The organism is Enterobacter sp. 5-4, from assembly GCF_000612205.1.
GTDB classification, from domain to species: Bacteria; Pseudomonadota; Gammaproteobacteria; order Enterobacterales; family Enterobacteriaceae; genus Enterobacter; species Enterobacter roggenkampii.
On sequence record NZ_JFHW01000025.1, the window covers coordinates 1 to 12,832 of the forward strand.

Consider the following 12,832-nt stretch of genomic DNA (forward strand, 5'->3'; position numbering starts at 1 on the left):
ATGTAAAAAAGCGCCCTAAAGGCGCTTTTTTGCTATCTGCGATCTGGATGATTCGAACCTGCAGCAGGTTCGAGCCGAACGCAGTGAGGCACCGGAGCCGTTTACGGCGACGGCCCGAAGGGCGAGCGAAGCGAGTCATCCTGCACGACCCACCAATGTAAAAAAGCGCCCTAAAGGCGCTTTTTTGCTATCTGCGATATAAAAAATGTGAACCTGCCGCATTTTCCTCAAGCTAATCCCGTCGGTGCCGATACCTCTGTTTTATAACGCGAGGAAAAAGTATGACGACCATTCAGGCATCAACCCAACCTATTCAAACCAGCGGCGGGAGCGGTACTTCCAGCAGTAACGATATCGCCGCGCAAATCAGCCGCATTCTCGATAAGATCAAAAAGCTAACTCAGCAGCTAAAAGAGCTGGCGAACAGTCCCGGCAGCACGGATGAAAAGAAAAAGCAGCAGGAACTGATTCAGACCCAGATCAAAGTGCTGCAGGCGCAGCTCGCCGCACTGCAGCGCCAGCAGGCCGAAGAGGCCCAGAAAAAGCAGGATCAAAAATTGGGCAAAGTGGAAGGTGTGAATAGCCCATCAGATAATAATCAGATTGATATCTACATCTGATCTTCTGAAGCGTTAAAAAGTGGATCGCGTATGCGGGCCTCGGTCAATCGCTGTGCCTGGATACGCACCACTTCCCAGATAGCCTGCGCCGCCCCCGAGAGTGAACGATTTTTTCGCCGCACCAGCATTAGCTTTCGTTCGACAACGGGCGTCAACCGCTTCACGGCAAGTCGACTCCCCTGAGGCAGGGGAAGCGCCAGGGCGGGCAACACGCTGATGCCGATCCCGGCTTCCACCATGGGAAACAGCGTTGCCGGGTGGCCAATCTCTTGCACGATCGCTGCCTTTACTCCCTGATTCATCAGCGCGGAATCAATCAGCGGGCGGCTGCCCGAGGCATAATCTTGTAAAACCAGATTTGCGCCCTGCAGTGACTGCCACCTGACGTCAGGCAACGCGGCCAGCGGATCGTCGTCACGGCAGAGCAGCAAAAAGGGCTCCGAAAGTACGCTTTCGCACTCCAGATCGCTCACCTGGCCGGGATCGATAACAATACCAAAATCGACATCCCCCTGGCGGATGCTCTCCAGTACCCACTGCTGTGGCCGATCATGCAGCACAAAGTCAATGTCCGGGTAGCGATGGTTCCCCTCGGCAATACACTGCGGGATAAGGTGTGCAGATATCGTCTGGCTGGCCGCGACCCGCACGGTACCCGAAAGCTGCTGCCCCAGCCTCCCCACGTCTCTGAGCGTGCTGTTCAGCTCATCCAGCAGCCGTTCAAGGCGAAGAGCAAGCTGCTGCCCGGCTTCGGTCAACACCACTTCGCGCGTGGTGCGGTCAAGCAACCGGACGCCGGTCTGATTTTCCAGTTCTTTCACGCTGTGGCTGACCGCCGACTGGCTCAGGCCAATCATCTCCCCTGCCCGGCTAAAGCTGCGGGCATTGGCGACGGTAACGAAAATGCGGAGCTGGCGTAAAGAATAATTCATCTGTTTAATTCATGAATGGATGCAATAAATCAATTTTATTTCTCAAATGGAAAAAAGCACAATAGCGACATCTGTTTTCAGGAGTCATTATGAAACTATTTCGTATTGTTGATCCGTTTACGCTCACCCTGGTCGTTACCGTTTTACTGGCCTCGTTCTTTCCCGCTCGCGGCGGGTTCGTTCCGTTCTTTGAAGGGCTGACGACGGCCGCCATCGCACTGCTGTTTTTTATGCACGGCGCGAAGCTGTCCCGTGAAGCGATTATCGCAGGGGGGAGCCACTGGCGGCTGCACCTCTGGGTGATGTGCAGCACGTTCATTCTCTTCCCGATCCTCGGCGTGCTGTTTGCCTGGTGGGCACCGGTTAACGTCGACCCGGCGCTCTATACCGGTTTTCTGTATCTCTGTATTCTGCCGGCTACCGTGCAATCCGCCATTGCCTTTACCTCTCTGGCGGGAGGGAACGTTGCGGCCGCCGTCTGCTCGGCATCGGCATCCAGCCTGCTGGGGATTTTCGTCTCCCCGCTGCTGGTGGGCCTGCTGATGAACATGCACGGCGCGGAAGGTAACCTTGAGCAGGTCGGCAAAATCTGTTTGCAGCTGCTGCTGCCGTTTGTGCTGGGGCATCTCTCGCGTCCGTGGACGGGCGCATTTGTGGCAAAGCACAAGAAATGGATTTCAAAAACCGACCAGTCGTCGATCCTGCTGGTGGTCTATTCCGCCTTCAGCGAAGCGGTCGTGAACGGGATCTGGCATAAGGTGGGCGCTGGTTCGCTGCTCTTTATCGTGGTGGTCAGCCTCATCCTGCTGGCAATTGTCATTGCAGTAAACGTCTTTGTGGCACGCAAGTGCGGCTTCAACAAAGCGGATGAAATTACGATTGTGTTCTGCGGTTCGAAGAAGAGTCTGGCAAACGGTATCCCGATGGCCAACATTCTGTTCCCGACCTCGGTGATTGGAATGATGGTACTGCCGCTAATGATTTTCCATCAGATCCAGCTGATGGTCTGCGCGGTGCTGGCGCGTCGCTACAAGCGCCAGACGGAAAAACTGGCGCAGGAAGGGACCCGCGCCGCAAAGGCTTAAGGACGTTTCAGGGGCTGCACCAGCTGGGTCAGCCCCTCGGTTTTGATCAGTAACGCGATAGCCATCAGCTCGCCCAGTCGCCCTGCCGGGAATTCATCCTTACGGGCAAACCACAGGAGATACTCCTCCGGCAAATCAATCAGCCTGCGGCCCTTGTATTTACCGAACGGCATCTCCGTATTGGCGATCTCAACGAGCTGCTCTTTCTCCACGTTACTCTCCTAACAGACGCATCATTTCCGCTTCGTCGATAACCTCAATCCCCAGCTCCTGGGCTTTCGCCAGCTTCGAACCGGCGGCCTCCCCGGCGATCACCAGGTCGGTTTTCTTCGACACGCTGCCCGCCACTTTGGCTCCCAGCGCCACCAGACGTGCCTTTGCATCATCACGGGATAGCTGGCTCAGGCTGCCGGTCAGCACCACCGTTTTACCGGCGAACGGGCTGTCGATCTCTTCGGCGTTGACGACGACCGGCGCAGGCCATTTGATGCCCTCTGCCAGCAGTTGGCCGATGACCTCGCGGTTGCTCTCTTCAGCAAAGAAGTTAAAGACATGCGTGGCGACGACGATGCCGACATCCGGGACTTTCTGCAGTTCGTCGATGCTTGCCTTTTCCAGCGCCTCCAGCGTACCAAAGTACGCTGCCAGCCCTGCTGCCGTCGCTTCACCCACTTCACGAATGCCCAGCGCATAAAGGAAACGGGCGAAGGTGGTCTCTTTTGCCGCTTCCAGCGCGTTAACCACGTTCTGGGCTGACTTTGGCCCCATGCGATCCAGACCGGTTAGTTTACCTGCGGTCAGCCTGAAGAGATCCGCTGGCGTGTGGACGTACTCTTTCTCAACCAGCTGATCGATAATCTTGTCGCCCATGCCGTCAACGTCCATTGCGCGACGGGAGACGAAGTGCTTCAGTGACTCTTTACGCTGCGCGCCACAGATTAAGCCGCCCGTACAGCGCGCCACCGCTTCACCTTCTACGCGCTCGACGTCCGAGCCGCACACCGGGCAATGGGTCGGGAAGACAACCTCGCGCGTATCGTCAGGACGCTCTGACTCCACGACGTTAACCACCTGCGGGATCACGTCCCCCGCGCGGCGAATTACCACTTTGTCACCAATACGCAGACCCAGGCGGTCGATTTCATCGGCGTTATGCAGCGTGGCGTTACTCACCAGCACGCCGGCCACCTGTACGGGCTCCAGACGAGCGACCGGGGTAATGGCCCCTGTACGTCCCACCTGGAACTCCACGTCGCGGACGAAGGTCATCTGCTCCTGGGCCGGGAACTTAAACGCCACCGCCCAGCGCGGCGCGCGCGCCACAAAGCCCAGCTGCTCCTGCAGCGCCAGCGAGTTCACCTTGATGACCACGCCATCAATATCAAAGCCGAGCGTCGGACGGTCCGCTTCCACCTTGTGGTAGAACGCCAGCACCGCTTCCGGCGAGTCGCAGAGCTGAACGCGGTTGCTCACCGGCAGGCCCCACGCCTTAAACTGCAGCAGACGCCCGAGATGGGTATCCGGCAGCTCGCCGCCCTCCAGAATACCGACGCCGTAGCAGAAGAACGTAAGCGGTCGCTTCGCGGTGATGCGCGGATCAAGCTGGCGCAGCGAGCCCGCCGCCGCGTTACGCGGGTTAGCAAACACCTTACCGCCGGTGCGACGTGCCTCTTCGTTAATTTTCTCGAAGCCCGCCTGGGGCAGAAACACCTCGCCGCGCACTTCCAGACGTGCAGGAATATTGTCACCCTGCAGCTTCAGCGGGATCGCGCGGATGGTACGCACGTTGGTAGTGATGTCTTCGCCCGTCGTACCGTCGCCACGCGTCGCGGCACGCACCAGCACGCCGTTTTCATAGAGAAGACTGACCGCCAGGCCATCCAGCTTCAGTTCGCAGCACCAGGTGAGAGCGTCGCTGCTTTTCAGGCGATCCTGCACGCGCTTGTTAAACGCGAGAAAGCTCTCTTCATCGAAGACGTTATCCAGCGAAAGCATCGGTACTTCATGACGCACCTGGCTGAAAGCGCCCAGCGGCTCAGCGCCGACGCGCTGGGTGGGGGAATCCGGTGTAATGAGTTCAGGATGCTGCGCCTCTAATTCGCGCAGCTCGCGCATCAGGCGGTCATACTCAGCATCCGGGACTTCCGGCGCGTCCATAACATGATAGAGATATTCATGATGGCGAAGCGTGGTTCGCAGTTCAGTGAGTTGTTGTTCGATTGAGTCCATATCACACCATCAATGAGAAAAAACCCCCGACATGCGGGGGTTGAGGAGGAGTTGAAGATAACGCGTCGGTTACGCGTTGGCTTCCTTAACTTCGCGGATGCGGTCCTGATACTCACGCAGCTTCTGCGGGGTCATCATGCGACGCTGATCGTCGAGCACCACACCACCCACTTCGTCAGCGATGTGCTGAGCGGATTGCAGCATCAGCTTAAAGTTTTGCAGTTCGTCGCCGTAGGACGGCACCTGCATAAAGATAGTGACACCCGGCGTCACGAAATCGCCCGTCATTTCTGGGTCGAATGTGCCAGGGTTAACCATATTGGCCAGGCTGAATAGCGCCGGGCCGCTACCGTCCGGGCTCAGGTGACGATGGAAGATATTCATATCACCAAACTTGAAGCCGGCCTGTTGAATACTGTTCAGCAGTACGTCACCGTTCAGATGGCTGCCGTGATGGGCGGCCACGTTCATGATGATCACCGCTTCTTTACGCTGCGTTTTTTCAACAACCGGCTCTGGCTCTACAACGGGCTCAGGCTCAACGTGCGGGGCAGGAGCGGGCTGCGGCGCAGGTTGAACATGAACAGGCTGCTGCGGTTGATGTACCGGTTGCGCAGGCTGCTGTTGCACAGGCTGCTGCACGGGTTGTTGTTGAACCGGCTGTGGCGCAGCAGGCTGCTGATACACAGGCTGTTGCGGCGGCTGGCGCACCGGTTCTTCCACAGGCTGTGGCGCTGGCTGGCGCGGCTGTGCAGAAGCGTACGGCGGTTGATACTGGTGCTGCGAAGGACGAGGTGCTTCATGCTCCCCATGGCCTACGCCGGGCGCAGTATTGACCCGATGAACACGAACTTCACCCACGCCGTCATCGTCGCTTCCATCGATGTCATCTTCACTGTAATCGTCGTCACGACTGGACTTCATGCGCTTCAGTGGGCGATCGCGAAACATCGAGGAACGCTCTTTACGGCTGGTCCAGAAACCATGTACCAGTAAAGCGATTATGGCGATCGCGCCAACAATGATTAATATCAGACGCAAATCCTGCATCATTATATTCTCTGTTGTTCTAACACCTTGCCACCACGGCAAACATTTACTCACTAAGAGTATTTGCCGTTTACGTCAAGTGCAAGTGTGTGCAGAGCATTCACAGCATAAAGATGAAGGAAATCGTGCTTTTTGCTGGTTTTTCGAACATTTCCGAACTGGTCATTGGTCCGTAAGTGGATAATATAGGCGGGCAATTCCACTGGTTGTGTAAAAAGGAGTACAGCCTGGCTATGGTTTCAACATCTTCTTCTCCCCCGCGCAGCGGCGTCTGGTATTTTTCTCAGGGCTGGAAACTGGTCTCCCTGCCGGGTATTCGACGCTTCGTCATTCTGCCGCTGTTGATCAACATTATTCTGATGGGGGGCGCGTTCTGGTGGCTGTTCACAAAACTGGAAAGCTGGATCCCATCGCTGATGAGCTACGTGCCGGACTGGCTGCAGTGGCTTAACTACCTGCTCTGGCCGGTAGCGGTGATCTCCGTTTTGCTGGTATTTGGCTACTTCTTCTCGACGATTGCCAACTGGATAGCCGCGCCGTTTAACGGTTTGCTGGCGGAACAGCTGGAAGCGCGCCTTACCGGCGCAACACCGCCGGACACGGGCATCGTGGGGATCATGAAAGACCTCCCTCGCATTATGAAGCGTGAATGGCAGAAGTTTGCCTGGTACCTGCCCCGCGCGGTTGTGCTGCTTATCCTCTATTTTGTGCCCGGCATTGGCCAGACGGTGGCACCGGTGCTGTGGTTCCTGTTCAGCGCCTGGATGCTGGCCATCCAGTACTGCGACTATCCGTTCGATAACCACAAGGTGCCGTTTAGAGAGATGCGCACCGCCCTGCGCAGCCAGAAGATCGCCAATATGCAGTTTGGCGCGCTGACCAGCCTGTTCACCATGATTCCGTTCCTGAATCTGTTCATCATGCCGGTTGCCGTTTGCGGCGCGACCGCCATGTGGGTCGACTGCTACCGTGCTAAGCACGCGTTATGGAAATAATGCAAAAATGTGTAAAGCAGGGGTGGCTTATGCCGCCCCTTATTCCATACTGATCCCCATTATTTCCTTGCAGTATATAGATATGCGAATTCCTTACTTCCCCCTACCTGCTTAGCAGGTATGCTGGGTCGGTATCCCAATTTCATACAGTTAAGGACAGGCCATGAGTAAGATTTATGAAGACAACTCGCTGACTATCGGTCATACGCCCCTGGTTCGACTGAACCGTATCGGTAATGGACGCATCCTGGCGAAGGTCGAATCACGTAACCCGAGCTTCAGCGTAAAATGCCGTATCGGTGCAAACATGATTTGGGATGCTGAAAAACGTGGCGTACTGAAGCCGGGCGTTGAGTTGGTGGAACCCACCAGCGGCAATACCGGGATCGCTCTGGCCTATGTTGCTGCCGCGCGCGGCTACAAGCTGACGCTGACCATGCCTGAAACCATGAGCATCGAGCGTCGTAAGCTGCTTAAAGCGCTGGGCGCGAACCTGGTGCTGACCGAAGGCGCGAAGGGCATGAAGGGTGCCATTCAGAAAGCCGAAGAGATTGTGGCCAGCGATCCGGCGAAATACCTGCTGCTGCAGCAGTTCAGCAACCCGGCTAACCCGGAAATTCACGAGAAGACTACCGGCCCGGAAATCTGGGAAGATACCGACGGCCAGGTTGACGTCTTTATCTCCGGCGTAGGTACCGGCGGCACGCTGACCGGCGTGTCACGCTATATTAAAGGCACCAAAGGTAAAAAAGAGCTGATCACCGTTGCCGTTGAGCCGACTGATTCACCGGTTATCACCCAGGCCCTGGCGGGGGAAGAGCTCAAACCCGGCCCGCACAAAATTCAGGGGATTGGCGCAGGCTTCATTCCGGGTAACCTGGATCTGAAGCTGATCGATAAAGTGGTCACTATCACGAACGAAGAAGCCATCTCTACCGCGCGCCGCCTGATGGATGAAGAAGGTATTCTGGCAGGTATCTCTTCCGGTGCGGCCGTTGCGGCAGCGCTCAAACTTCAGGAAGATGAGGCCTTTACCAATAAGAATATTGTGGTTATCCTTCCTTCCTCGGGTGAGCGTTACTTGAGCACCGCACTGTTTGCCGATCTGTTCACTGAAAAAGAGCTGCAACAGTAGTGCCACTATGTTAATAACGCGTAAAAAAGCACCTTTTCAGGTGCTTTTTTGTGGCCTGCTTCAAACTTTTGCCCCTCCTGGCATTGCTTCACCCCGTTGGGTCTGGTATTTAAACCAGCAATTATTTTGATGCGTGAAATTAATCAGCGAACGAAATAGCCTTGCTGAATCGATTTTATGATTTGGTTCAAGTCTTGCTTTCGCTGCATAATGTTTAATGACGATCGAAACGTCAGCGCTAACAATACAGGCTAAAGTTCAGTCGCCAGGCTAGACTTTAGTTCCACAACACTAAACCTATAAGTTGGGGAAATACAATGTTCCAGCAAGAAGTTACCATTACCGCTCCGAACGGTCTGCACACCCGCCCTGCTGCTCAGTTTGTTAAAGAAGCGAAAGGCTTCACTTCTGAAATCACTGTGACTTCCAACGGCAAAAGCGCCAGCGCAAAAAGCCTGTTCAAACTGCAGACTCTGGGCCTGACTCAGGGCACCGTAGTCACCATCTCTGCGGAAGGTGAAGACGAGCAGAAAGCAGTTGAGCATCTGGTAAAACTGATGGCTGAGCTCGAGTAAGTTTCCGGGTTCTTTTAAATATCAGTCACAAGTAAGGTAGGGTTATGATTTCAGGCATTTTAGCATCCCCGGGTATCGCTTTCGGCAAAGCACTGCTGCTGAAAGAAGACGAGATCGTCATCGACCGGAAAAAAATTTCTGCCGACAAGGTTGATCAGGAAGTTGAACGTTTTCTGAGCGGTCGTGCCAAGGCATCTGCGCAACTGGAAGCAATCAAAACTAAAGCTGGCGAAACTTTCGGTGAAGAAAAAGAAGCCATCTTCGAAGGGCACATCATGCTGCTCGAAGATGAGGAGCTGGAGCAGGAAATCATAGCCCTGATTAAAGATAAAGGCATGACGGCCGACGCGGCTGCGCATGAAGTTATCGAAGGTCAGGCAACTGCCCTGGAAGAACTGGATGATGAATACCTGAAAGAGCGTGCGGCTGACGTACGTGACATCGGTAAGCGCCTGCTGCGCAACATCCTGGGTCTGGCCATTATCGACCTGAGCGCGATTCAGGATGAAGTGATCCTGGTTGCCGCTGACCTCACCCCATCTGAAACCGCACAGCTGAACCTGAAAAAGGTCCTCGGTTTCATCACCGATGCGGGCGGCCGTACCTCCCACACCTCTATCATGGCGCGTTCTCTGGAACTGCCTGCCATCGTGGGTACCGGAAGCGTCACCTCTCAGGTGAAAAACGGCGATTATCTGATTCTGGATGCCGTAAACAATCTGGTTTACGTCAACCCAACTAACGAAGAGATCGAAAAACTGCGCGCGGTTCAGGAGCAGGTTGCGACTGAAAAAGCGGAACTCGCTAAGCTGAAAGACCTGCCAGCCATCACTCTGGACGGCCATCAGGTAGAAGTGTGCGCAAACATCGGTACCGTCCGCGACGTTGATGGCGCTGAGCGCAACGGTGCGGAAGGCGTTGGTCTCTATCGTACAGAATTCCTGTTCATGGACCGCGACGCGCTGCCAACGGAAGAAGAGCAGTTTGCTGCGTATAAAGCCGTTGCTGAAGCCTGTGGCTCTCAGGCGGTTATCGTCCGTACCATGGACATCGGTGGCGACAAAGAGCTGCCGTACATGAACTTCCCGAAAGAAGAGAACCCGTTCCTGGGCTGGCGTGCCGTGCGTATTGCGATGGATCGTAAAGAGATCCTGCGTGACCAGGTTCGCGCAATCCTGCGTGCGTCCGCTTTCGGTAAGCTGCGCATCATGTTCCCGATGATCATCTCTGTTGAAGAAGTGCGTGCACTGAAGAAAGAGATCGAAATCTACAAGCAGGAACTGCGCGACGAAGGTAAAGCATTTGACGAGTCAATCGAGATCGGCGTGATGGTGGAAACACCTGCGGCGGCGACCATTGCGCGTCATTTAGCCAAAGAAGTTGATTTCTTTAGTATCGGCACCAATGATTTAACGCAGTACACCCTGGCAGTTGACCGTGGTAATGATATGATTTCACATCTCTACCAGCCAATGTCACCGTCCGTACTGAACTTGATCAAGCAAGTTATTGATGCTTCTCATGCAGAAGGTAAATGGACTGGCATGTGTGGTGAGCTTGCAGGCGACGAACGTGCTACACTTCTGTTGCTGGGTATGGGTCTGGACGAATTCTCTATGAGCGCCATTTCCATCCCGCGCATTAAGAAGATTATCCGTAACACGAACTTCGAAGATGCGAAGGTGTTAGCAGAGCAGGCTCTTGCTCAACCGACAACGGACGAGTTAATGACGCTGGTTAACAAGTTCATTGAAGAAAAAACAATCTGCTAATCCACGAGATGCGGCCCAAATTACTGCTTAGGAGAAGATCATGGGTTTGTTCGATAAACTGAAATCTCTGGTTTCTGATGATAAGAAAGACTCCGGAACTATTGAGATTGTTGCTCCGCTCTCCGGCGAGATCGTCAACATCGAAGACGTGCCGGATGTAGTGTTTGCTGAGAAAATCGTTGGTGATGGCATTGCTATCAAACCAACTGGCAACAAAATGGTTGCTCCAGTTGACGGCACCATCGGTAAAATTTTTGAAACCAACCATGCGTTCTCTATCGAATCTGATAGCGGTATCGAACTGTTCGTTCACTTCGGTATCGACACCGTTGAACTGAAAGGCGAAGGCTTCAAACGTATCGCGGAAGAAGGCCAGCGTGTGAAAGTTGGCGACCCGGTGATTGAATTCGATCTGCCACTGCTGGAAGAAAAAGCCAAGTCTACCCTGACGCCGGTTGTTATCTCCAACATGGACGAAATCAAAGAACTGATCAAACTGTCTGGCAGCGTCACCGTGGGTGAAACCCCGGTTATCCGCATCAAGAAGTAATTCTTGCCGCACAGAAAAATGGCGCCTTCGGGCGCCATTTTTGTTTATGCCGGGAGGATAAGCTCGTCGTAGCCTTTCGACTGGGTATACAGCATGACGTCAGTCACCCGATCGCCGGCCATGCGAATGGCATCGGCAACGGTTTTCCCCTCTACAATGCCGCTTACCAGCTCTGAACAGAACAGATCGCCCGTTCCCTTCAGATCGGTCTCTACGCGCGGATGTGCGCTGACGGTGACGCCCTCGCGTGAGACCAGCACCACGTGGATGTTTTGCGGATCGTCGGCAACCGGCGCACTGGTGATCGCCACCCATTTCAGGCTGTCGGAGAGCAGTCCCTGTGCTGCCGCGATGGCGCTTTCAGGTGTACGGCATGGTTTGCCGCTTAACACTTCCAGCTCGTAGACATTGGGCGTGATCCCCTGCGCCAGCGGCAGCAGGTGCTCCCGATACGCTTCGGGGAGCTCAGGCTTCACGTACATCCCGCTGTCAATATCGCCGATAACCGGATCGACCAGCACCAGCAGGTCAGGATGCTGCGCTTTGACCGCCTTCAACCACTGTGCCAGCAGGACGATCTGGCTGGCACTGCCCATATAGCCGGTGGTGACCGCCTTAAGCTCGCGCAGGATTTCGCGCTCTTCCAGCGCCTTCAGGTAGCCGCTGAACCACTCGTCGGGGATCACGCCGCCGTAGAAGGTGTCATAGTGTGGCGTGTTGCTGAACAGTACCGTCGGTACGGCGGTGACGTTCAGCCTGTGGGTACGAATATTCGGTACCGCAATGCTGTTCCCCACGCTGCCGTACACCACCTGCGACTGCACCGCGACAATATCGGTTTGCTGCGCCCGGGTATTATCCCGGAATAGAATCATCTCCATGACGCTTAAATCCCCGCCCCCTGCGAATAACTCTCTTCACCAAAGACGCCGGTAGAGAGATAGCGATCGCCGCGATCGCAAATAATCGCCACCACTACCGCACCCGGGTTTGCCTGCGCTACCCGAATCGCACCCGCTACCGCGCCGCCCGAGCTGACGCCGCAGAAGATACCTTCTCGCACGGCCAGATCACGCATGGTATTTTCCGCCTCGCGCTGGTGAAGATCCAGCACCTGGTCCACAAGCTGCGCATTAAAGATGCCGGGCATATACTCCGCCGGCCAGCGGCGAATGCCCGGAATGCTGCTCCCCTCTTCCGGCTGCAGGCCAACGATGGTGACGGTTTTCGCCTGCTCGCGCAGAAAACGGGATACGCCGGTAATGGTTCCCGTGGTGCCCATGCTGGAGACAAAATGGGTAATGCGCCCGTCGGTTTGCTGCCAGATTTCCGGGCCGGTGGTGGTGTAGTGCGCGTAAGGGTTGTCCGGGTTGTTAAACTGATCGAGCAGTTTACCTTCGCCGCGCTCGGCCATTTCTAACGCCAGGTCGCGCGCGCCTTCCATCCCCTGCTCTTTGGTCACCAGAATCAGCTCGGCTCCGTAGGCACGCATCGCGGCGCGACGCTCCTGACTCATGTTGTCCGGCATCAGCAGCTTCATGCGGTAGCCTTTCAGCGCCGCAATCATCGCCAGGGCGATACCGGTGTTGCCGCTGGTGGCTTCGATCAGCACGTCGCCCGGCTTAATCTCGCCGCGCTTTTCGGCCTGGACGATCATCGACAGTGCGGCCCGGTCTTTCACCGACCCCGCCGGGTTATTGCCTTCGAGTTTGACCCAGATTTCGCTGCCGTTATCCGGCCCCATGCGCTGAAGTTTGACCAGAGGGGTATTGCCGATGGTGTGTTCGAGTGTTTTCACGATTTTTACTCAATAAAAAAGCCGGGTTGCGCGCAGCGATCCCGGCCTACAAGACGCAGTTTTAGCTGTAGGCCCGGTCAGCGCAGCGCCA

Annotated in this window: 13 protein-coding genes and 1 other RNA gene; 8 read left to right on the forward strand and 6 right to left on the reverse strand. The window is 55.4% G+C overall.

The genetic code is table 11. The features are described 5' to 3' along the window. The first annotated feature begins 26 nt into the window (after positions 1-26). Together AA74_RS1000000123010 and AA74_RS0115970 are read left to right on the forward strand one after the other, a co-directional pair. A non-coding RNA gene (locus AA74_RS1000000123010) (RtT sRNA) lies at positions 27-155 on the forward strand. Positions 156-281: 126 nt separating this feature from the next. Continuing rightward, positions 282-620 carry a FlxA-like family protein gene (locus tag AA74_RS0115970; protein WP_025912773.1) on the forward strand — a complete coding sequence of 113 codons (339 nt, stop codon included), beginning with the start codon at positions 282-284 and terminating at the stop codon, positions 618-620. Here AA74_RS0115970 and AA74_RS0115975 read toward each other — a convergent pair. Further along, entirely contained in the window at positions 611-1,552 is a 942-nt protein-coding gene (locus tag AA74_RS0115975; RefSeq protein WP_008501597.1) for a LysR family transcriptional regulator, read from the reverse strand. The two genes, AA74_RS0115970 and AA74_RS0115975, sit on opposite strands and share 10 nt — an antisense overlap. 89 nt (positions 1,553-1,641) lie before the next feature. Here AA74_RS0115975 and AA74_RS0115980 point away from each other — a divergent pair, with 89 nt between their 5' ends. Beyond that, positions 1,642-2,637: a bile acid:sodium symporter family protein gene (locus AA74_RS0115980; RefSeq protein WP_008501598.1), complete on the forward strand. Its 996-nt coding sequence runs from the start codon at positions 1,642-1,644 to the stop codon at positions 2,635-2,637. On the opposite strand, the gene AA74_RS0115985 is transcribed toward AA74_RS0115980, so the two are convergent. From AA74_RS0115985 to zipA, 3 genes are all read right to left on the reverse strand, one after another. Then, complete coding sequence (locus tag AA74_RS0115985; protein ID WP_008501599.1) at positions 2,634-2,849, reverse strand: DUF3820 family protein; 216 nt, start codon at positions 2,847-2,849, stop codon at positions 2,634-2,636. The genes AA74_RS0115980 and AA74_RS0115985 overlap by 4 nt on opposite strands. Position 2,850: 1 nt before the next feature. Beyond that, positions 2,851-4,866 (reverse strand): NAD-dependent DNA ligase LigA, encoded by a 2,016-nt coding sequence (gene ligA, locus AA74_RS0115990; RefSeq protein WP_025912774.1) that lies wholly within the window; start codon positions 4,864-4,866, stop codon positions 2,851-2,853. 69 nt (positions 4,867-4,935) lie between these two features. Next, positions 4,936-5,919, reverse strand: a complete 984-nt coding sequence (zipA, locus tag AA74_RS0115995) for a cell division protein ZipA (RefSeq protein ID WP_025912775.1) — start codon at positions 5,917-5,919, stop codon at positions 4,936-4,938. A gap of 230 nt (positions 5,920-6,149) precedes the next feature. Here zipA and cysZ point away from each other — a divergent pair, with 230 nt between their 5' ends. From cysZ to crr, 5 genes are all read left to right on the forward strand, one after another. Beyond that, positions 6,150-6,911: a sulfate transporter CysZ gene (cysZ, locus tag AA74_RS0116000; protein ID WP_025912776.1), complete on the forward strand. Its 762-nt coding sequence runs from the start codon at positions 6,150-6,152 to the stop codon at positions 6,909-6,911. 163 nt (positions 6,912-7,074) lie between these two features. After that, positions 7,075-8,046 carry a cysteine synthase A gene (gene cysK / locus AA74_RS0116005; RefSeq protein ID WP_008501603.1) on the forward strand — a complete coding sequence of 324 codons (972 nt, stop codon included), beginning with the start codon at positions 7,075-7,077 and terminating at the stop codon, positions 8,044-8,046. 317 nt (positions 8,047-8,363) lie between these two features. Further along, entirely contained in the window at positions 8,364-8,621 is a 258-nt protein-coding gene (ptsH, locus tag AA74_RS0116010; RefSeq protein WP_000487600.1) for a phosphocarrier protein Hpr, read from the forward strand. A 44-nt stretch (positions 8,622-8,665) separates the two neighbouring features. Beyond that, positions 8,666-10,393: a phosphoenolpyruvate-protein phosphotransferase PtsI gene (gene ptsI / locus AA74_RS0116015; protein WP_008501604.1), complete on the forward strand. Its 1,728-nt coding sequence runs from the start codon at positions 8,666-8,668 to the stop codon at positions 10,391-10,393. A 40-nt stretch (positions 10,394-10,433) separates the two neighbouring features. Beyond that, a complete protein-coding gene (gene crr / locus AA74_RS0116020; RefSeq protein WP_003861316.1) occupies positions 10,434-10,943 on the forward strand; it encodes a PTS glucose transporter subunit IIA in 510 nt (169 codons plus the stop codon). Positions 10,944-10,987: 44 nt separating this feature from the next. Here crr and pdxK read toward each other — a convergent pair whose 3' ends face one another. After that, the gene (pdxK, locus tag AA74_RS0116025) at positions 10,988-11,824 is read right to left on the reverse strand and encodes a pyridoxine/pyridoxal/pyridoxamine kinase (protein WP_023294246.1); all 837 of its coding nucleotides are present in this window, start codon (positions 11,822-11,824) and stop codon (positions 10,988-10,990) included. A gap of 5 nt (positions 11,825-11,829) precedes the next feature. Then, positions 11,830-12,741 carry a cysteine synthase CysM gene (gene cysM, locus AA74_RS0116030; RefSeq protein WP_023294247.1) on the reverse strand — a complete coding sequence of 304 codons (912 nt, stop codon included), beginning with the start codon at positions 12,739-12,741 and terminating at the stop codon, positions 11,830-11,832. Positions 12,742-12,832: the final 91 nt, after the last annotated feature.

Coding starts and splice junctions, on each gene's coding strand:
- AA74_RS0115970 (WP_025912773.1), top strand. CDS start 282: ATGACGACCATTCAGGCATCAACCCAACCTATTCAAACCAGCGGCGGG.
- AA74_RS0115975 (WP_008501597.1), bottom strand. CDS start 1,552: ATGAATTATTCTTTACGCCAGCTCCGCATTTTCGTTACCGTCGCCAAT.
- AA74_RS0115980 (WP_008501598.1), top strand. CDS start 1,642: ATGAAACTATTTCGTATTGTTGATCCGTTTACGCTCACCCTGGTCGTT.
- ligA (WP_025912774.1), bottom strand. CDS start 4,866: ATGGACTCAATCGAACAACAACTCACTGAACTGCGAACCACGCTTCGC.
- zipA (WP_025912775.1), bottom strand. CDS start 5,919: ATGATGCAGGATTTGCGTCTGATATTAATCATTGTTGGCGCGATCGCC.
- cysZ (WP_025912776.1), top strand. CDS start 6,150: ATGGTTTCAACATCTTCTTCTCCCCCGCGCAGCGGCGTCTGGTATTTT.
- cysK (WP_008501603.1), top strand. CDS start 7,075: ATGAGTAAGATTTATGAAGACAACTCGCTGACTATCGGTCATACGCCC.
- ptsH (WP_000487600.1), top strand. CDS start 8,364: ATGTTCCAGCAAGAAGTTACCATTACCGCTCCGAACGGTCTGCACACC.
- ptsI (WP_008501604.1), top strand. CDS start 8,666: ATGATTTCAGGCATTTTAGCATCCCCGGGTATCGCTTTCGGCAAAGCA.
- crr (WP_003861316.1), top strand. CDS start 10,434: ATGGGTTTGTTCGATAAACTGAAATCTCTGGTTTCTGATGATAAGAAA.
- pdxK (WP_023294246.1), bottom strand. CDS start 11,824: ATGGAGATGATTCTATTCCGGGATAATACCCGGGCGCAGCAAACCGAT.